Here is a 16256-nt window from a genome sequence, read left to right on the forward strand (position 1 = left end):
GCGTCTTCATACGGCGGCCTCGCCGGGGCGGGCGAGTCGGCGGACGCACGGCTGGCAGCAGTAGAACGGGGCGTCCCCCTGCTCCAGGCTCTGTACGGGGCCGAGCCACAGAACGGGTACGTCGGGCTCGTCGCAGCGCCAGCAGTGGCCGGTTATCCACGTCCGGTGCACAGCTCGGCTATCCGTCCTTGATGCCGAGGACCAGCGCGGCGAGCAGCACGGCGAGCGTGACCACGTAGAGGATCTGGCCGAGGCGTTCATTCACCAGGCACCTCCGACAACTCCGTCCACACGCGCTTCCCCCAGGGCAGCGGGTCGACGCCCCACCGGCCGCCGCTCAACGCGTCCACGATCGTCAGGCCACGCCCGGACTCTGCATCCGCGCCGACGGGGCGAGGCCGCGGCAGTTCTCGCGACAGGTCCATCACGGCGACGCGCACCCGCCGCCGGTCCAGGCGCGTCACGGTCACCCGCACCGCCTCCCGTTTCGCGTGCGTGATCGCGTTCGACATCAGTTCGGCGATGACGAGCTGGATGGCATCCTCCAACTCGTCCAGGCCCCAGAAACGGAGAGCCGACGATGCCAGGCGTCGCGCGACCCGCGCGGAGCCGGGGGTCCTCGGCAGGGTCTCGGTGTAGGCGGACTTCCGGCCGACTCTGGTCTCAATCACCACGGACGCCCCCAACCTCAGGGGCCTGGAAGCAGCACTGTCGACCGCTTCAGGGGCCCGCGGCGACATGGTTGCCACCTTTCCGGAATGGCGGGACTCAAGCATCTCGACGACCCTCCGGGCTGCGGAGGACATCCCGGCCGGAGCTCGCCAGAGCGACGATGCGGTCGGGCGGACACAGAAGTCCCGGACCGTCGAGCTGGGTCACCCACCACGGGCCAGTCTCAACGCGTTCGATGACGTCGGGTGCGGGGACCAGGAGCAAGCCGCGTTGCGGGTGCGCCACTGTGCCCGGCATCGGCGGCAGCTGCGCCACGCGGGCCGGGAGCAGCGCCGTGTACGAACCCTCCCGGCCGAACCCTTCCGCGTTGTAGAACAACGGGCCGCCTTCGAGGGCGTCCGCGAGCGGTGCGGCGCACGCCTCCGGGCTGTCCAGGCCGATTGCAGCGTGGACCACGGCCGCCCGGATCACCGCGGCAGCGAACAGGCCTCCCGGCCGCAACCAAGCCGCCCCGTTCTCCTCTCACTCGACCTTCGCCTGCGGTCGTAGCGGAGCAGCAGACAGCAGCCAGTGCCCGGAGGCCAACATCCGCTCAGCGCGGCTCGTCACGACTTCTTGCGGTCCTGCCGGGACGAGGCCAACGGCTTCGACCCCTCTCATTGCGCTACCTCCAAGGAAGCGCAACGGGTGTCCACCCTGAACTTTCCCGCACGGAAGGCGAGTTGGGTACGATCAAGCACGGCGACTCCTAACCAGTCGTCCACGCCCCGGGCCGGCGGACAGCACCGCCTCCCGGGGCCTTGGCGTACAGAGTGGTATTCCTGCCAAACCTCTGCCTCCTGGCGCGGGGTATACCCATGATGGGTACGCACCGTGGACGACCACCACGCAGACTCAGGCGAGCAGGAAGAGTGCCGCATGATCTACCAGCCGCCCACGGACCTGCCGCGGGACCTCCTCAAAGACGAGGACATGCAACGCGCGCTGACCGGCCATGACTTCGGGAAAGTCTTCCGGCTCGCACGCGAACGGGCGGGGATCAGCTACTCGAAGATCGCCGCCGAGTGCGACATCAAGCCCGACAGGGTCGGGACACTCGCGCGTGGCCAAGTCCGGATCACGACCTTCGAGAAGATCGTGCAGATCGCGGATGCTCTACGCGTCCCTGGACGCGTGCTCGGCCTCGCTCCCCGCCCGTGGGAGACGGACGCCGCTCCTGCTGCAACATCCGCATTCGATGGCGGTCGCACCCGCGACGCCGAATCCCTCTACGAAGAGAGCCGCGACTTCGCGCGCGACGCACAGGACACCGACCTCTACGGCAACAGCCTTGCCTTCCTCGCCTACAACACCATCGCAGACGACCGGCGCACCGCCGTCGCGTTCGCAGAGGACTCTGCGCCACGATCACCGCCCGGACGCCGTCCTCCGTCCGCGCCCTCCTCTACGAACGGCTCGCCTGGGCCTGCGCCGTCGACAACCAGGCGGACGGCACGGAAGTCGCCCTCACCGCCGCACGCAAGGCCCTTGCCGACGCGCAGGACGACGAACCTCAGCCCGACTGGTCCGTCTGGGTCGACGACACCGAGCTCGACATCATGACGGGCCGCTGCTGGACCGAGCTCCGTCGTCCTCTCCGCGCCGTACCCGTCCTCACCGACGCCCTCAACCGGTACTCCGACGACCACGCACGCGACAAAGCGCTCTACCTCTCCTGGCTCGCCAACGCCTACCTCACGGCCGGCGAGGTCGAGCAGGCGGCCGTGACGACCGGCCGCGCGCTCGAACTCTCAACAGGTGTCGCCTCCATCCGGCCCCGGCAGCGCATCGCCCCGCTACTCGACCAGCTACGCCCTCACACGGATCTATCCGTCGTCCGGGACCTTCTGGAGCATGCGGCCGGTTAGGGAGCTACAGAGTCAGCGATCCACTTCTTGCACCCTTCGGCTCCCAGGGTGATCGGTACGGCACGCAGCTCCGGGTTGGCCCACAGGTGATGCTCAAGGAGGTGCGCCTCCAGCTCCGGGTAGCGGTCCGTCGTCGTCTTGAGGAGGAGCTGCCAATCCTCGCCTGTGCCGTACTCGCCCAGGTGCCAGAACACGCTCGTGACCGGCCCGATGACCTGCGCACCGGCGGCGAGCCGCTGCTGGACTGCCGGGCCCGCGAGATCGATTGCCTGCTGCTTCGTCTCCGTGGCCGTGGATACCTGCACGTATTCAGTCATGGGGCCGAGTGTATGAACTGGCGAGTCCCGTGTGCCGTGAACCGGCCACCGCCAGTACGATCGCGCCCCGTGGCAATCGAACTGAGCGACGAACTGATTGAACTGGAAAAGGCGGCATGGGCCGAGCAGCAGGAGAACCGGCTGACGGTGGAGACCGTGGCCCGCGTGCAGGTGGCGATCACCGACCACGCCGAAGCGACGGAACAAAACCGCTACGACGTCGAGCAGGAACTGAAGAGGGTCACGTGGGACATTCCGAGCCTGGCGGCGGCTGACCTGCGCAGGGGCCCCGCCGGGTTCCTTGCACACCAGTTCGGAGCGGCCGGGCCGCAGCGTCACCGTGGTTGAGGTCGACGTGCCCGGGATGATGCCCTTCTCGGCCCCTGCGCCGCGGCCGCGTGGCACGCCTCCACCCCATGCCGCCGCATCGATGCCCCCGGGGAGCCGATGGGGCGCTGCCCAAGGGAGTGACCTGCCGACCCCCGCCGGACTCGGTCTCGAACCTCTGTGCGCTAACCCTCCTGCACCACGGGGCGCGCGTGCTCGACGGTGTCGTCAATGAGGACGACCTGGTGTCCGACGGCGGCGAGCAGCGAGGCGGCGATCGCGGCCCGGAAGCCGCTGCGGCAATGCACCCAGTGCTCGGCCTCCGGCAGGGACACGATGGCGTTGGGCAGTTCGGGCAGCGGGATGTGGCGGGCGCCGGGCAGGTGGCCGGAGCGCCACTCGCGGTCACTGCGGACGTCCAGGACCTCCACCTGTCGCCCGGTCCGGACAGTGGCGAGGGTGGCGAAGTCGGATCGCGGGTAGGAGGCCAGCTCTTGTGGGCCGACCCATTCGAGCGGGTTTCCGACGGCGGCAGCCGCAAGATGGTCGAAGCCGATCCGCAGCAGCTCGATGCGGGCTGCCTGCAACTCGTTGTGGTCGGCGGCCAGCAGGGTGACGGGGGCGTCGAACGGAACCAGCCAGCCGAGGTAGGTGGCAAGGGATCCGGAGGCGTCGAAGTTGACCGTGCCCGGCAGATGGACCGGTGCGTAGTCGGCTCGCGGACGCACGTCGACCACCCACTCGCCCGCTGTGATCCGGTCGGCCAGTTCGGCCGGATCCGCAAGCCTTGGCCCGGGGAGCGAGGCGCGGGGCGGCGGCCCGGCGGCGTTGATCGGCGCCATCCGGCGGTAGTACGCGGGGCAGGGCTCCAGACCCGTCAGTGTCCCGGTCACGAAGGTGTCTTCGGTTTGGCTGAAGACAGGGTTCACGGCCCGTTCGCGGCCGATGGTGGAGCGTTGGACCGCGCCGACGGTCGTCGCGGCGCAGAAGCTGCCGAAGCCGTGGGTCGGCAGGATGACGGTGTCTTCGGGTAGTACCTCGGCCAGGTGGCGCACTGATCGGTACTGCTGATGGGCGAGCGGCTCGGCGAGGTCTGCACCCATGAGGTCGGTACGGCCCGTGGTGCCGTACAGCAGGGAGCCGCCGGTGCATACCAGCCGAGGTGCCCCGTCGGCGGGCGCGAAGGCGTAGGCGAGGTGGTGGTCGGTGTGCCCGGGTGTGGCGATCACCTGGATCCGCAGCTTCCCGGCCGTCAGTTGGTCGCCGTCGCCGACCCGGACGGCGTCGAAGCCAAGGGGCGGCCCGGCTGGCACCGCGTACGCCGCCTGGCAGCGGCGTGCGAGCTCCAGACCGCCTGTCACATAGTCGTTGTGCAGGTGGGTCTCCACGACCGTGTCGAGCCGCAGGCCGCGGTCCTCGAGCACACTGGTGACGCGCTCCAGGTCACGTTGCGGGTCCACGGCGACCGCGACCGACCCGTCCGTGATCAGGTAGCTGCGGTTCCCGAGGCTGAGCGTGGAGATCTGGATGATCTCCACGCTATCGGGCAGCCGCTCGGAGAGCCGCAGCTCGGCCTGGGTGGCCCGGCCCGGCTCCGCCTCGACCGGCATCTCCGTGACACCACGCGGCGAGAGCGCCCGCAACACCCAGTGCCCCGGGGGCACGTAGAAGCGGAATTCCCCAATCGCGGAGGTGACTACCTCACCGACGAACTCCCCTGCCGGATCGAGCAGCCGGACCCAGACGCCCGCGGCCGGCCCGTCGGCGACCTGGACGCGGCCGGTCACGACGGTTCGGGTGGTGGGTTTGGGATCCACAGGTGTCGCGGTCATCTCTGATCCGTCTCGCGCAGCCCCGCCTATGCTTCCGGCGGGGTCACTTCTCGATCGGAACGCCGACCATCGAGCCGTACTCGGTCCACGAGCCGTCGTAGTTCTTCACGTTGGGGTGGTCGAGCAGTTCGTGGAAGACGAACCAGGTGTGGGCGCTGCGCTCGCCGATCCGGCAGTAGGCGATGGTGTCGCGGTCGAAGTCGACGCCTGCGTCGAGGTAGAGCGCCCGGAGTTCCTCGTTTGTCTTGAAGGTGCCGTCGTCGTTGGCCGCCTTGGACCAGGGGACGTTTCTGGCACCGGGGATGTGACCACCGCGCTGCGCCTGCTCCTGCGGCAAATGGGCGGGGGCCAGCAGCTCACCTGAGAACTCCTGGGGGGAGCGGACGTCGATCAGGTTCTGGTTCTGCTGCCCGATCGAGGCCAGCACCTCGTCACGGAAAGCCCGGATCGAGTAGTCCGGCTCCTTGGCGGTGTAGCCGGTCCTCGGTCGCTGCGGCACCTCGTCAGTGAGCGGCCGCAACTGCAGTTCCCAGATTTTGCGACCGCCGTCGAGCAGGCGCACGCGCTCGTGCCCGTAGACCTTGAAGTACCAGTAGGCATAAGCGGCGAACCAGTTGTTGTTGCCGCCGTACAGGACAACGGTGTGGTCGGGCGTGACGCCGCGCTCCGACATCAGCTCCTCAAAGCGCTTCTGGTCCACGAAATCGCGGCGGACCGGATCCTGCAGATCGTTCTTCCAGTCCAGCTTCACCGCGCCCCGGATGTGACCGGTGTCGTAGGCGCTCACATCCTCGTCGACCTCGGCGATCACCATGCTCGCGTCGTCCACGTGCTGCTGCACCCAGTCGGCGTCGACCAGGGATTGGTCACGGCTCATGGGCATGCCTTTCACTCGGGGTGTACCCCTCTTCCAGCACAACCCCTGCCTCGGAAGGCGTCAACATCAGGATCCGCCTGGCACCTACAGGAACCCCGCTCCAGAGCTGGAGCGCGCCGGTCGCAGGGCCGCTGGAAGACGTCGCCGGTGCTGACGATGGCTGGAGGCTCGCTCCAAGCCCCTGGGCGCCGCTCTGGCATCTGGCGTGCGCCGTAGCGGGCGGTCCCGTGGGCGGTGGCCTCTACCGGCCGGTCACATCGAGCTCGGCGTACATGCCGGCGGCGTACTGGCCGGGTTCGTTGCACACCAGTTCGTAGCGGCCGGGCCGCGGCGGCGAGGGTGAAGACGCCGGAGCCGGTGTCCTGCCAGCTGACGGGGAAGACGACCACGATTGCGTAGGTGAAGAACTGCTCTCCGTGAGCGGCTCGCAGGATCGCGTTCCAGGCCACGGGCCGGAGGGCCGCGGCGAGCGCACCGGTCGCGACGACGGCGCGGCTGCCCGGGTGGCGGCGATGAGGACGGCGGCGAGGACGGCCGACAGCGCGGCGCCGTAAACGACCTGGACATCCCACATGCCACCTGGCTGGACCTCGACTACGGCAGGGGCCGGAGCGGGACCAGCTTGGCTACGTGACGTCTGCAGCCGACTGAAGGAAAGCGGGCTAGAGCCGTTGGAAGGGCTCAAAGGCTACGACGAGGCCAACGACATCCGCGACGATCTCGAGCCCAAAGAGATTCGCACGATCCAGCAGCACCTGCGCACGTTCGGGATCTTCTACGCCGCGCCGCTTGACCTCGACTACGCCATGCTGCAGAAGTTCCAGGCCGCCTACAAACATCCCCAACACGGCCATGGGAGAGGGGGAACCAGGCTGGCCTAGTGGAGTGGAGCAACGAGGAACGCCTTGAACTGCTGCGTTGGTACCGCTACCTGTTCCTGTCGCGCTCGAAACCAAGCACCCACCTGCAGGCGCTCGGCCACCTGAGCGACGGCGAGCTGAGCGCAAACCGGAGGTACGGGTGCCGACCGTTGCGCTCCTGTCGCTATCGGTGAGTCGGCAGGAGCGCGAGTGCTGTCCGTTGCGACTGGTCAAGCCGAGCTTCTCCAGGCAGCCGAGTTTCACGGCTCCCGGGGTAGCAGGTGGCGGAGGCCTGGGCATTAGTTGGTACCACTGGTACCATGAATACCATGTCGGAACCCAAGGCCATGAACCTACGCTTCCCCGATCCCGAGCAGCGGGCCGCCATCGCGGCCGCCGCAAAGCAGGAAGGGGTCAGCATGCAGGAGTACATCCTGTCCGCCGCCTACGCCCGCGCCACCGCCATCGAGGACAGGTTCCTGGACAGTTTCAAGGAATCGATGGCTCGCAGCGGCGCCGCGTTCGCCGCCGAGCCCAGCAGCATCGACGCCACCGCGGAGCAGCGTGCCGCTGAGCAGCAGGCGCGCGAGTTCGAGCAGCAGGGGCAGGGCCACGCCGCGTGACCCAGCCCGAACCGATCCACCCGCTCGACGTCACCTACCTGCTGCACGCCGCCGAGCTCCTCGACGGCGACCCCCAGGTCGACGACTACGGCCCCCTCTATGCCGCGGTCGCGCGCGTCAACGCCCAAGCCATGGACCGTGACATCTACGGCTCCCTGCACCTCAAAGCAGCAGCCCTCCTCCAGACCCTGGCAAAGTTGCCTTGCCTGGAGCATTCCAACGAAGCATTCGCCTGGCACTCCGCCGAGGCCTACCTCACCCTCAACGGACACCGGCTCGACTACCCGCCCAAAGCAGCCCTCGCACTCGTTCGGGACGCCGCCTCCGGGGCGCTCGGTGTCGCCCGGATCGCCCGCCAGCTGCGCGGCTGGACTGTCACCTGACTCCTCGGGCAGAAGTCTGGGCAGCGGGGCACGGCCCGCCCGGTCGACGTGCGAAGGGCTGTGTCACGTTGGTGGGGGTGTGATCGGCTGATGGCGTGTCAGGGTGTGGTGGGGCCGGGTGGCAGTTTCGAGTCAGGCCGCGGTGGGCATGGCGGCGGCACCGGTGATCTGGTCCCAGATCGCGAAGCGGATGGTCATCTCGGCGCGGTGGCCAGCAGCAGTCATCAGGAACTCCGGGTCCGGGTGCACATTGAACGACCAGGCCCGCTGGTCAGGTGCCAGGTATTCGGCGAGGATCCGCTGGATGATCAGGTCCATGGACGGCGAGGGCCGCTGGTAGGCGGGTGGGCGGATCATAAACCGGCCGATCGCGATGTGCTCGCCGGCCCGGACGGGGCCGGCGGCCCGGACGTGCCGCCAGGCGGCGGCCACGACGGGGTCCACTGCGGCTTCCTCCTCGCCCCGGCCTTCCGGTGGATCGGTCAGCCGCAGCCAGGCCATGAATCCCACCGGCTCGCCGGACGTCCGTCTGTGGTGGACGTGGAAGTCGCCCGGTGCGCGGTCGAGCCAGTACGCGACGAGGGCGGCCGACTCCCCGCCTTCGGCTTCCTCGGCCATGTGCAGCAGCGCGGCCCGGTCCTGCGGCCGGTAGGGCTGTTCGTACACGTCGTGGTCGCGCTGCCCAGACATGTAGCCCGGCAGCACGCCATTGAAGCTGTGCGAGTGGTTCATGGCCGCCATGGCGGGCAGCAGAGCCGATCCGCTCGCCTCGCGGGACCGCTGCAGTAAATAGGCGTGGATCCGCTCGTGCATGGCCTGGTATCCCTCGGGGGCACGCCAGCGCAGATCGCTGTCGAGCACATCCCGGACCACGTCGTGCGGGTAAATGCCGTGCGGGCCGGTCTCGGTGAAGGGAAGCGCGCGCAGCCAGCCGAACAGGGTGTTCGCGTCCTCGCCGGGCAGGACCGCGCGCAGCAGGTCCACGGTGGTGGTGTGCGCGTGGGCGCAGATTTCCAGGGCGTCGCGGTGGGCGGGCGAGGGCACCTCGCCGACCAGGTGTTCCAGGAGCGCCGCGTAGATGTCCTGCGTGGCCGCCAGTCGACGGTGTCCGCAGGGTGGTTGACCGCGACCTCCGCGGCGAGGCAGAGCGTGAGGGGGTGACCGCCTGCGAACCTCAGAAGCGGGGCGTGGAGCCGGGACGGCACCTGTCGCAACGTCAGCAGTACGGTCGCATCGGAGGGCGGCAGATTACGCAAGTCGACCACGTGCAGCGCCTGCGCCCATCCGGGATCGGTGTGCCAGCGTGAATCGGGTGACTGCCGGCCCGCGATCACAACAAGGGCTTCGGCGGGCAGCCGGGGCAGGAAGCTGTCGCGCAGCCAGCTCTCCAGGCCCTGGCACTGCTCGAAGGTGTCGATCAGCAACACAGGCCGTTCGTCAGCCATAGCCGGCGCGGCCTCGGCTTCAAAGTTCTCCCGGGACAAGCCCTGGGATCGCCCGTCGATCCGGATGACCGTCCTGGCCGCTGAGCGTGCCAGGCCGGCGAACCTCCGCAGAAGCGTGGACTTGCCGATACCCCCGGGACCGTGAACGAACAGCACGGCGAAGGAATCCGGCGTGCCCTCCAGGGCTGAGCGGAACAGATCCAGTTCGCGGGCGCGGCCCACGAAGCCGCTCTCGCGGGCCTGGACGAGTCGCTGGCCGAGGCTGGGGGGCGGGTTCATGGGATGGTCATCCACTTTCCGGGCGGCGGGGTCGCCGGGAGGTTTCTTCCGGCAGCGCGCGCAGGGCGACATCGGCTGACCAGTGAAGGAGCCTTCCATGAAGCACACCATCGTGATGACGGGCGCGAGCCGCGGGATCGGCCGCGTCGCCGCGGAGTGCATCCTGCGCCAGTCGCCGGACGTGCACCTCCTGGTCGTTGCCCGCGGATCCTCCGGCGCGCAGCTCGCTGCGGAACTCGCCGCGGGCGGGCACACGGTCTCGCACATCTCGGCGGACCTCGGCTCGCTGGAGAGCGTCCGCTCGGCCGGCACCGAGATCCGTCACCGGCTCGACCGCGGTGACCTGCCGCCGCTGCGCGGCTTCGTGGGCAACGCGGGCATGCAGTACACGAACGCGCTCACCGAGGGACCCGACGGATTCGAGTCCACCTTCACGGTCAACGTGCTCGCCAACCACCTGTTCGTCCGCCTGCTCCAGGACCGCTTCGCCGCTCCCGCCCGGATCGTGATCACCGCCAGCGACACCCACTTCGGCGACTTCAAGCACAACATGGGCATGGTGCCCGGCCCGGCCTGGAAGTCCCCGGACGTCCTCGCCCGCACCGGCGCCTTCCCCAAGCCGGACACCATGGTCGCCGGGCGCATCGCGTACTCGACGAGCAAGCTGGCCGCCATCTACCTCGTGCACGAGTACGCGCGCCGCCTGCCGGCCGGAATCGACGCCGTCGCCTACAACCCGGGCTTCGTACCCGGCACCGGCCTCGCCCGCAACGCAGACCCCGTCTCCAGGTTCGCGATGCGCCGCATCCTGCCAGCGATGACCCTCACCCCGTTCGCCACCAGCCGCAACGCGGCGGGCCGCTACCTCGCCGACGTCGTCCTTGGCACGACCCACGCGCCGACCGGCTCCTACGTCGACCGCAGCCGTGCGGACCGCTCGTCGCAGGAGTCCTACGACCCGCAGCGCGAAGGCGAACTCTGGGAGGCCGCTGAACGGTTCACCGCGGCGTACGCAGCCAGGGCGGATGCGCTCTCAGGCGACGTGACGAGCGGTTCACCCCGATAGATCGAGCAGCGACCGAATGGCCCGGCTGGCAGCAGTGAACGCGACTCCTGATGATCAAGGTTGTCGAAGCCATAGATCACGAACAGGGGTCGCGTTCGCGTGTCATCCTCCCTGATCGGTGTCCTGCGGCGCCACTGCGCAGACATCGACTCCACCTGCCCGGATCCGCAATCGCCGCAGCTCACCTGCCTGGCGGACGTGCTGGGCTGGATACCCGATCCCCGACGGGTCCGGGGCCGCCGCTACCGCCTGGGCTCCCTGCTCGCGCTGTGCCTGGTCGCCGTCCTCGGCGGAGCCACCTCCCTGGCCGCCATCGCCCGCTTCGCCGCCAATACCTTCGCCCCGTTGATGGACCGGATCGACCTGCGCGGCGTGGTCGTCACCGCCGATGCGATGCACACCCAGCGCGCCCACGCCGAGCATGTCGTCACCGCCGGCGGCCACTACCTCCTGGCGGTCAAGGGGAATCAGAAGAAGCTGCGCAAGCAGTTGCGGCGCCTGCCCTGGCAGCAGATCCCGCTGCAGCACCGCACCATCAAGGTCGGGCACGGCCGCCGTGAGATCCGCCGTCTGAAGGTCTGCACCGTCCGTCCCGGTCTACTCTTCCCGCACGCCGTCCAGGCCCTGGAGATCAAGCGCCGCCGCACCCACCGCAAAACTGGCAAGGCCGAGACGAAGACCGTCTACGCGATCACCAGCCTGCCGCCCGAACAGACCGACCCGGCACAACTCGCCGAACTCATCCAGAATCACTGGTCAGTTGAGGCCCTGCACCACATCCGAGACGTCACCTATGGCGAGGACGCCTCACGCATACGCACCGGCACCGCACCCCGCGCCATGCCAGCACGTCGCGGCCTCAATGGCGGGCCACGCCGTAATCACTTCGGATCAACTCGTCTAGGTCCCATTAGCGCGGTTCAAAAGGATCACCACGCGATCGAGGAGCTTGCTCACATTCTGGATGCCTGGCTGTAGCTCTCGCTGGTGGACGAAGACGGTGAGGTCGAGGACAACTTGGGCGAAGCAGTAAGCAAGGGCGCCGGGGCCAGCGACCTGCTCGCCGGCGCTGCAGAGCATTTCCAGCGCTTCGGGCGTGATGTCATGGGCGCTCAGCAGCGTTGCGTAGTCGAAGGCGCGAGTGCCGCTGCCCAACGCTTCGATGTCGATGACGCCGCTGACGTGGTTTCCGTGGAAGAGGATGTTGCCGGGGCGGAAGTCTCCGTGGACCAGATCACCCGTGGGCAGATCGACAGGCCCATGGGCAGCGAGTAGTCGCTCGCAGGCGTTGACCAGCTTCTGCCCCGTTGGGCCGGTCTCGGCTGCGCCCTGAAACAGCTCGTCACGATGGTCGGTCATCTGCCCCGTCACGAACTGAGACCAGCACCGCTGCGGGTCGGGGTCGAGGCCCGCGTGCGTCTCCAGGACGCCGATCAGCAACTGGGCCTCGCCTGCGGTCACTTGGTTCCGGCTGCGTCCGGGCACGAGTTCCTGAATCTGGTAGCCGAAACCGTCGGTAGTAACACCGACGACAAGCCATGCTGGGGTTGGGTATCCGATCGAGTGGACCTTCGCGACGCCTCTGGCAGCGCGCTCGATCTGCGAGGCCCAGCCGCGGTCAGGGCTCCATTTCAGCACCGCCTGTTGTCCTGTGCCGTCGGTCAGCAGCCAGGCTCCCGACTGGAATCCGTCATCAAATCGGTGATCCAGCTGGAAGTCAGTGCCATGGGCTTGGTTGGCCTCGTTCAGGACAGTGAAAGCAGTGCCTGTGTCGGCTCGGTCAGGCATGTGGCTCGGGGCCATAGTGAGATCTCCTAGGCATATCCATGAGCCGCGGTCGGATGCCGACGGCGGCGGAGTGCACCTTCGACCGCCGGTCAGGCCGGCGGCATGGGAGATCAAGCCACGTGCGGCACGTTATTACGCCCGAATCGTGAGGCGCAACTCCATTCCCGACCCGCCGGTAGGGCGGACAGCCAGAGGGCGCTCTTCGGCCGTCAGCTGCAGGTGCCGATGACGGTGGTCCTGACGCGGGGGACAGTGGCCAGCTTGGCGGGCGACGGCGGCTCGGGGGACGGCTGCGGGCTGCGCAGGTGCGTGATCTCGTCGTGCTGGGCGGCGAGCCGGGACAGTACGAGTTTCTTGAACTCGGTCAGCTCCTCGATGGTCGAGTCCCGGTCGGTGACGCGGTCCTTCAGTTCGGCGTTCTGGGCCTTCAGGCGCTCGATCTGGGCGTCTCTGGGGTCTGGCGCCTCCCCGGCTTCCCGGAGGGCCGCCAGACGGCGTACGAACTCGTCACCAAGGTGCTGGTAGGGCCCTTCCCGGACGCTGCCGTCCCGGTCCCTCTTCGGGTAGAAGCCGGTGCGGGTCACTCCCGTCTCTGCCGCGAGGGTCTTGAGCGCATCGGCCGCCGGGCGGGAGTTCGCCGCGAAGGAGCCGGTCCATGGCGGCCGGATCGCTTCCTCGTTCCGACTCCGATCGGTGTCACTGATCCTTCCCATGCACTCCTCCAGTAGCGGTGGCCAGGGCCGCGTCGATGGCTGCGACGACGTGGTCAGCCCGCTCGGCCTCGGCGGTGAGTCGCGCCTTCTCGGCCTTCTGGGACTTGCCGATCTTTCCGATGAAGACCCTGCTGCTGGCGGCGGCTGACGCCCAGACGGGTCGATGGCAGGGGTAGTGGGTGACCTGCGGGCATCGGGCGGAGTCACACATCCCAGCCAGAGGGCGGCTGCGGTCCTCGGTCTGGGCGAGCTTGAGGCAGAGGGCCTTGCCCGGGTCGATGAACCAGCAGTAGTTCGCGAGGCCCAGGTGCAGGGTGCCGGCTCGCCGGGACAGCAAATTGATCACTTCTTGGTCGCCGTGCTTGATCTGCGGGGCCGCGGCGTCCTGGAGGAGTTCGTTCTCGACGAACTTGAAGAAGCTCACGAGGTCACGGGCGCCCGGGCCGGCCGGCTGGCGGCCTGCCTGGAAGTCGCGGAAGGCCTGCAGGGTCAGGGTGCGGTTCCGGTTGTGTTCCGACTCGCCGACCTCGGCGAGGAACTTGGCCTGCGCTCCGCCGGGCCGGTTCGCATAGCCCTCGGTGGTGACCACGGACAGGTGCTTGAGCTGGATCTTCCCCTCCTCGGGCTCCACAGCGGCGGCGGTCTCCTCCGAGGCAATCTCCTCGCCCTCGGCGGCCGCATTGGTGTCGTCGTCGCGCACCTGCGCCGCGAGCGCGTCGAACCCCTCGTGTCTGAAGCTGTACCCGGTGCGGTTGCCGACCCAGCGCGAGCATGCCCGGGAGATACGGGCGCTGCTGAAGGTCCGTGACTTCGATGACCTCGAGCTGGCGTTGCGCGAGTACATCGCTGGCCGGGTGCCCCAGCCGCTGGCACCACGGTGCACCTGCCCGGACGGAGGCGGCCCGATATCACGCCAGCGCAGCCGCCTTGCGCAGCAGCACCGACCGCTCACGGACGTTGCTGCACAGTCGGGCGGCGAGCTCCAGCTCGACCCGTGCCTCAGCGGTCCGGCCGAGCCGGACAAGTAGCTCGCCGCGCACGCTCGGGAGCAGGTACGACCCCGACAGGCGGCCGGAGGCGACCAGTTCATCCACAATAGACAGCGCCCGCTGTGGTCCATTCGCCATCGCGACAGCGACAGCCCGGTTGAGCTCGACCACGGGTGACGGAGCCACACGACCGAGCGCCTCATAAAGGAGCACGACACGCTCCCAGTCGGTCTCCGGAACCGAGGATGCCGACGCGTGGCAGGCGGCTATTGCTGCCTGCAGTCCGTACGGGCCAAGGCCGCGCCCGACAGCCGAGGCTCTGCCGATCGCGGCCAGACCGCGACGGATCGCCGACCGGTCCCACAGGCGCCGGTCCTGATCCTCCAGGAGCACCGCCTCGCCATCGGGCCCGGTGCGTGCGGGAAAGCGCGCGGCCGTGAGCTCGAACAGGGCAAGCAGCCCGTGCACCTCCGGCTCATCGGGCAGCAAGGCGGCCAGCATCCGGGCCAGCCGGATCGCCTCGTACGCGAGATCGGGACGAAGCAGGTGGTCACCGGTCGTCGCCGTCGAGCCTTCCGTGAAGATCACGTAGAGCACGCTCAGGAGACCGCCGAGCCGCTCGCGCCGTTCCTCGGCCGGCGGCAGCTCGAACGGCACTCCCGCCGCGGCGATCGTCTTCTTCGCCCGCGTGATCCGTGCCTGAACCGTCGACACGGGCACGAGGAATGCCCGGGCGATTTCCTCGCTCGCCAGGCCGCCGACCACGCGCAGCGTCAGCGCCACGCGGGCCTCCGGCGAGAGCACCGGATGGCAGGCCACAAGCATCAGCGCGAGAACGTCGTCGTCGACCCGGTCGGGATCCCACGGCAGGTCGTCCGACCGGCCCCTCGGGGCTGCCGCGCCCGAGTTCGCCTCGCCCTCCGCTAGCTGGCCGGCGAGCATGGCGTACCGCTCGTCGAGTGCCGACCGTCGGCGGAAGCTGTCGATGGCGCGCCGCCGCGCGGTCACGAGCAGCCAGTTCACCGGGTTCGCCGGCTCACCGTCGCGCGCCCAGGTGACGAGCGCCTCCGCCACCGCCTCCTGCGCGACGTCCTCGGCGAGGTCGAAGTCCCCGGTGACCCGGGCGAGCGCACCGATGATCCGTGCGGACTCGATCCGCCAGACGGCCTCGACGGCCCGCCGCACCGATTCGGTGCTCAGCGGGCCGCCGGTGGCCGCGGGTGTCAGAGCTGGCCGGTTCGCTCGCGCCACGCCCGCTCCTTGATGATCCACTCGTTGTCCTGCGGGAACTCGTCGATGCCCGGCACGCGGCGGATCTCGCACTTCGAGCCGGCAACCGCCGGGAGTCGCTTGGCCCACTCGACCGCCTCCTCCTTCGAAGCCACGTCGATCACGTAGAAGCCGCCGAACAGCTCCTTCGTCTCGCCGTACGGGCCGTCGGCGACCACTGGCGTCTCGCCGCTGAAGTCGAGCACCACGCCCTGGGCCGGGTCATCCAGGCCCTCGGCAGCGACGAGCACGCCGGCCCGGATCATCTCCTCATTGAAGCGACCCACCGTCTCGAGCATCTGCTCGAAGGGCGTCTCCATCATCTTCGCAACGGATTCGTCCGTGCCTCGCATGATCAGCATGTACTTCGCCATCTTCGAACTCCTTGATATCGGGTCGCCTCTGGACCCTCTCACTCCAAGGTCGAACGAGGCAGCCGCGGATCGACACGGCAGAAGAATACGGATCAATCTTTTTTTCATCCCCGACAAGGGGCTCAGCCCGTCGGTCCGGTCAGGCCGGGTGCACCGACCGGCCAGCCCGGTCCCGGACTGATTGGGATCGAGCCGCCGCAGCCACCCGACGAGACTCTTTCGCCACAATTGCCCCCTCTCTCCCCTTGCACGCGCGCAGCTTCGAGGCGCAGGCGGCACGGTCCGCACCCCCTGCTGGGGACAGTGGGAGACCCTTTCCACTGATCAGAAGGCCGTGAACCGGTCCCACGCGAAGATCCGCGCACTCGTCGAGCAGGCCGTGGCCACCCTCAAGTCCTGGCGGCTCCTTCGGAAGCTTCGGTGCTCGACCAGCCGGATCACCACCCTGGTCCAAGCCGCCCTCCCCCTCCATCTGGACAGCTCAGACCGATGATGGCAAAACCTCGCTGGCAGTGGGTATTGCGGATCGTGTCCG

The 16256-nt window shown here is 68.7% G+C and carries 21 protein-coding genes and 1 pseudogene; 9 read left to right on the top strand and 13 right to left on the bottom strand.

Features of this window, described 5'->3' with window-relative positions:
- Positions 1-6: 6 nt before the first annotated feature.
- The 3 genes from OHA88_RS02990 to OHA88_RS03000 all read right to left on the bottom strand — a co-directional run bounded on the left by OHA88_RS02990 (position 7) and on the right by OHA88_RS03000 (position 1128).
- The gene (locus OHA88_RS02990; RefSeq protein ID WP_328624089.1) at positions 7-171 is read right to left on the bottom strand and encodes a hypothetical protein; all 165 of its coding nucleotides are present in this window, start codon (positions 169-171) and stop codon (positions 7-9) included.
- 86 nt (positions 172-257) lie between these two features.
- Positions 258-671 carry an ATP-binding protein gene (locus OHA88_RS02995; protein WP_328624090.1) on the bottom strand — a complete coding sequence of 138 codons (414 nt, stop codon included), beginning with the start codon at positions 669-671 and terminating at the stop codon, positions 258-260.
- Positions 672-768: 97 nt separating this feature from the next.
- Positions 769-1128: a hypothetical protein gene (locus tag OHA88_RS03000; protein ID WP_328624091.1), complete on the bottom strand. Its 360-nt coding sequence runs from the start codon at positions 1126-1128 to the stop codon at positions 769-771.
- A 462-nt stretch (positions 1129-1590) separates the two neighbouring features.
- On the opposite strand from OHA88_RS03000, the gene OHA88_RS03005 reads away from it, so the two are divergent.
- Both OHA88_RS03005 and OHA88_RS03010 read left to right on the top strand, forming a co-directional pair.
- Positions 1591-2274, top strand: a complete 684-nt coding sequence (locus OHA88_RS03005; protein WP_328624092.1) for a helix-turn-helix domain-containing protein — start codon at positions 1591-1593, stop codon at positions 2272-2274.
- A complete protein-coding gene (locus OHA88_RS03010) occupies positions 2271-2579 on the top strand; it encodes a hypothetical protein (RefSeq protein WP_328624093.1) in 309 nt (102 codons plus the stop codon). The genes OHA88_RS03005 and OHA88_RS03010 overlap by 4 nt, the downstream gene beginning before the upstream one ends.
- Here OHA88_RS03010 and cutA read toward each other — a convergent pair.
- Positions 2576-2896: a divalent-cation tolerance protein CutA gene (gene cutA, locus OHA88_RS03015; RefSeq protein WP_328624094.1), complete on the bottom strand. Its 321-nt coding sequence runs from the start codon at positions 2894-2896 to the stop codon at positions 2576-2578. The two genes, OHA88_RS03010 and cutA, sit on opposite strands and share 4 nt — an antisense overlap.
- Before the next feature lie 69 nt (positions 2897-2965).
- Between cutA and OHA88_RS03020 the strand changes: the two genes are divergently transcribed.
- Positions 2966-3244, top strand: coding sequence for a hypothetical protein (locus tag OHA88_RS03020; protein ID WP_328624095.1), 279 nt, complete (start codon positions 2966-2968; stop codon positions 3242-3244).
- A 164-nt stretch (positions 3245-3408) separates the two neighbouring features.
- Here the strand turns inward: OHA88_RS03020 and OHA88_RS03025 are convergent, their stop codons facing one another.
- Positions 3409-5055, bottom strand: coding sequence for a DUF1416 domain-containing protein (locus OHA88_RS03025; RefSeq protein WP_328624096.1), 1647 nt, complete (start codon positions 5053-5055; stop codon positions 3409-3411).
- 43 nt (positions 5056-5098) lie between these two features.
- Positions 5099-5932 carry a sulfurtransferase gene (locus tag OHA88_RS03030; protein WP_328624097.1) on the bottom strand — a complete coding sequence of 278 codons (834 nt, stop codon included), beginning with the start codon at positions 5930-5932 and terminating at the stop codon, positions 5099-5101.
- Positions 5933-6603: 671 nt separating this feature from the next.
- On the opposite strand from OHA88_RS03030, the gene OHA88_RS03035 reads away from it, so the two are divergent.
- The 3 genes from OHA88_RS03035 (at position 6604) to OHA88_RS03045 (ending at position 7798) form a co-directional block, all read left to right on the top strand.
- Positions 6604-6813, top strand: a complete 210-nt coding sequence (locus OHA88_RS03035; protein WP_328624098.1) for a hypothetical protein — start codon at positions 6604-6606, stop codon at positions 6811-6813.
- A gap of 299 nt (positions 6814-7112) precedes the next feature.
- Complete coding sequence (locus OHA88_RS03040; RefSeq protein WP_328624099.1) at positions 7113-7415, top strand: type II toxin -antitoxin system TacA 1-like antitoxin; 303 nt, start codon at positions 7113-7115, stop codon at positions 7413-7415.
- A complete protein-coding gene (locus OHA88_RS03045; protein ID WP_328624100.1) occupies positions 7412-7798 on the top strand; it encodes a fic family toxin-antitoxin system, toxin component in 387 nt (128 codons plus the stop codon). Before OHA88_RS03040 ends, OHA88_RS03045 begins: the two co-directional genes overlap by 4 nt.
- 132 nt (positions 7799-7930) lie before the next feature.
- On the opposite strand, the gene OHA88_RS03050 is transcribed toward OHA88_RS03045, so the two are convergent.
- Entirely contained in the window at positions 7931-8611 is a 681-nt protein-coding gene (locus OHA88_RS03050) for a hypothetical protein (RefSeq protein ID WP_443044161.1), read from the bottom strand.
- Entirely contained in the window at positions 8527-9684 is a 1158-nt protein-coding gene (locus tag OHA88_RS44465; RefSeq protein ID WP_425898159.1) for an ATP-binding protein, read from the bottom strand. The genes OHA88_RS03050 and OHA88_RS44465 overlap by 85 nt, the downstream gene beginning before the upstream one ends.
- Between OHA88_RS44465 and OHA88_RS03055 the strand changes: the two genes are divergently transcribed.
- Both OHA88_RS03055 and OHA88_RS03060 read left to right on the top strand, forming a co-directional pair.
- Complete coding sequence (locus OHA88_RS03055; RefSeq protein WP_328624102.1) at positions 9620-10588, top strand: SDR family NAD(P)-dependent oxidoreductase; 969 nt, start codon at positions 9620-9622, stop codon at positions 10586-10588. The two genes, OHA88_RS44465 and OHA88_RS03055, sit on opposite strands and share 65 nt — an antisense overlap.
- Positions 10589-10687: 99 nt before the next feature.
- Positions 10688-11566 (top strand): ISAs1 family transposase, encoded by an 879-nt coding sequence (locus OHA88_RS03060; protein WP_328624103.1) that lies wholly within the window; start codon positions 10688-10690, stop codon positions 11564-11566.
- Here OHA88_RS03060 and OHA88_RS03065 read toward each other — a convergent pair.
- The 5 genes from OHA88_RS03065 to OHA88_RS03085 all read right to left on the bottom strand — a co-directional run bounded on the left by OHA88_RS03065 (position 11489) and on the right by OHA88_RS03085 (position 15721).
- Positions 11489-12391 (bottom strand): phosphotransferase family protein, encoded by a 903-nt coding sequence (locus OHA88_RS03065; RefSeq protein ID WP_328624104.1) that lies wholly within the window; start codon positions 12389-12391, stop codon positions 11489-11491. The two genes, OHA88_RS03060 and OHA88_RS03065, sit on opposite strands and share 78 nt — an antisense overlap.
- 194 nt (positions 12392-12585) lie before the next feature.
- Complete coding sequence (locus OHA88_RS03070; RefSeq protein WP_328624105.1) at positions 12586-13089, bottom strand: hypothetical protein; 504 nt, start codon at positions 13087-13089, stop codon at positions 12586-12588.
- Positions 13073-13933: a hypothetical protein gene (locus OHA88_RS03075; RefSeq protein ID WP_328624106.1), complete on the bottom strand. Its 861-nt coding sequence runs from the start codon at positions 13931-13933 to the stop codon at positions 13073-13075. Before OHA88_RS03075 ends, OHA88_RS03070 begins: the two co-directional genes overlap by 17 nt.
- Before the next feature lie 64 nt (positions 13934-13997).
- On the bottom strand, positions 13998-15329 hold the full coding sequence (locus OHA88_RS03080; RefSeq protein ID WP_328624107.1) for an RNA polymerase sigma factor: 1332 nt from the start codon (positions 15327-15329) through the stop codon (positions 13998-14000).
- A complete protein-coding gene (locus OHA88_RS03085) occupies positions 15302-15721 on the bottom strand; it encodes a YciI family protein (RefSeq protein WP_328624108.1) in 420 nt (139 codons plus the stop codon). Before OHA88_RS03085 ends, OHA88_RS03080 begins: the two co-directional genes overlap by 28 nt.
- Before the next feature lie 262 nt (positions 15722-15983).
- On the opposite strand from OHA88_RS03085, the pseudogene OHA88_RS03090 reads away from it, so the two are divergent.
- Positions 15984-16214, top strand: a pseudogene (locus OHA88_RS03090) (transposase family protein); the annotation flags it as partial.
- Positions 16215-16256 lie beyond the last annotated feature (42 nt).

Origin of the sequence: Streptomyces sp. NBC_00353 (assembly GCF_036108815.1) — a bacterium.
Lineage (GTDB): Bacteria > Actinomycetota > Actinomycetes > Streptomycetales > Streptomycetaceae > Streptomyces.

Coding starts and splice junctions, on each gene's coding strand:
- OHA88_RS03040 (WP_328624099.1), top strand. CDS start 7,113: ATGAATACCATGTCGGAACCCAAGGCCATGAACCTACGCTTCCCCGAT.
- OHA88_RS44465 (WP_425898159.1), bottom strand. CDS start 9,684: ATGCACTCCGCGGCGACGCGGCCGATCCCGCGGCTCGCGCCCGTCATC.
- OHA88_RS03010 (WP_328624093.1), top strand. CDS start 2,271: ATGACGGGCCGCTGCTGGACCGAGCTCCGTCGTCCTCTCCGCGCCGTA.
- OHA88_RS03025 (WP_328624096.1), bottom strand. CDS start 5,055: ATGACCGCGACACCTGTGGATCCCAAACCCACCACCCGAACCGTCGTG.
- cutA (WP_328624094.1), bottom strand. CDS start 2,896: ATGACTGAATACGTGCAGGTATCCACGGCCACGGAGACGAAGCAGCAG.
- OHA88_RS03030 (WP_328624097.1), bottom strand. CDS start 5,932: ATGAGCCGTGACCAATCCCTGGTCGACGCCGACTGGGTGCAGCAGCAC.
- OHA88_RS03055 (WP_328624102.1), top strand. CDS start 9,620: ATGAAGCACACCATCGTGATGACGGGCGCGAGCCGCGGGATCGGCCGC.
- OHA88_RS03005 (WP_328624092.1), top strand. CDS start 1,591: ATGATCTACCAGCCGCCCACGGACCTGCCGCGGGACCTCCTCAAAGAC.
- OHA88_RS03075 (WP_328624106.1), bottom strand. CDS start 13,933: ATGTACTCGCGCAACGCCAGCTCGAGGTCATCGAAGTCACGGACCTTC.
- OHA88_RS03070 (WP_328624105.1), bottom strand. CDS start 13,089: ATGGGAAGGATCAGTGACACCGATCGGAGTCGGAACGAGGAAGCGATC.
- OHA88_RS03085 (WP_328624108.1), bottom strand. CDS start 15,721: ATGGCGAAGTACATGCTGATCATGCGAGGCACGGACGAATCCGTTGCG.
- OHA88_RS03050 (WP_443044161.1), bottom strand. CDS start 8,611: ATGCACGAGCGGATCCACGCCTATTTACTGCAGCGGTCCCGCGAGGCG.
- OHA88_RS03065 (WP_328624104.1), bottom strand. CDS start 12,391: ATGGCCCCGAGCCACATGCCTGACCGAGCCGACACAGGCACTGCTTTC.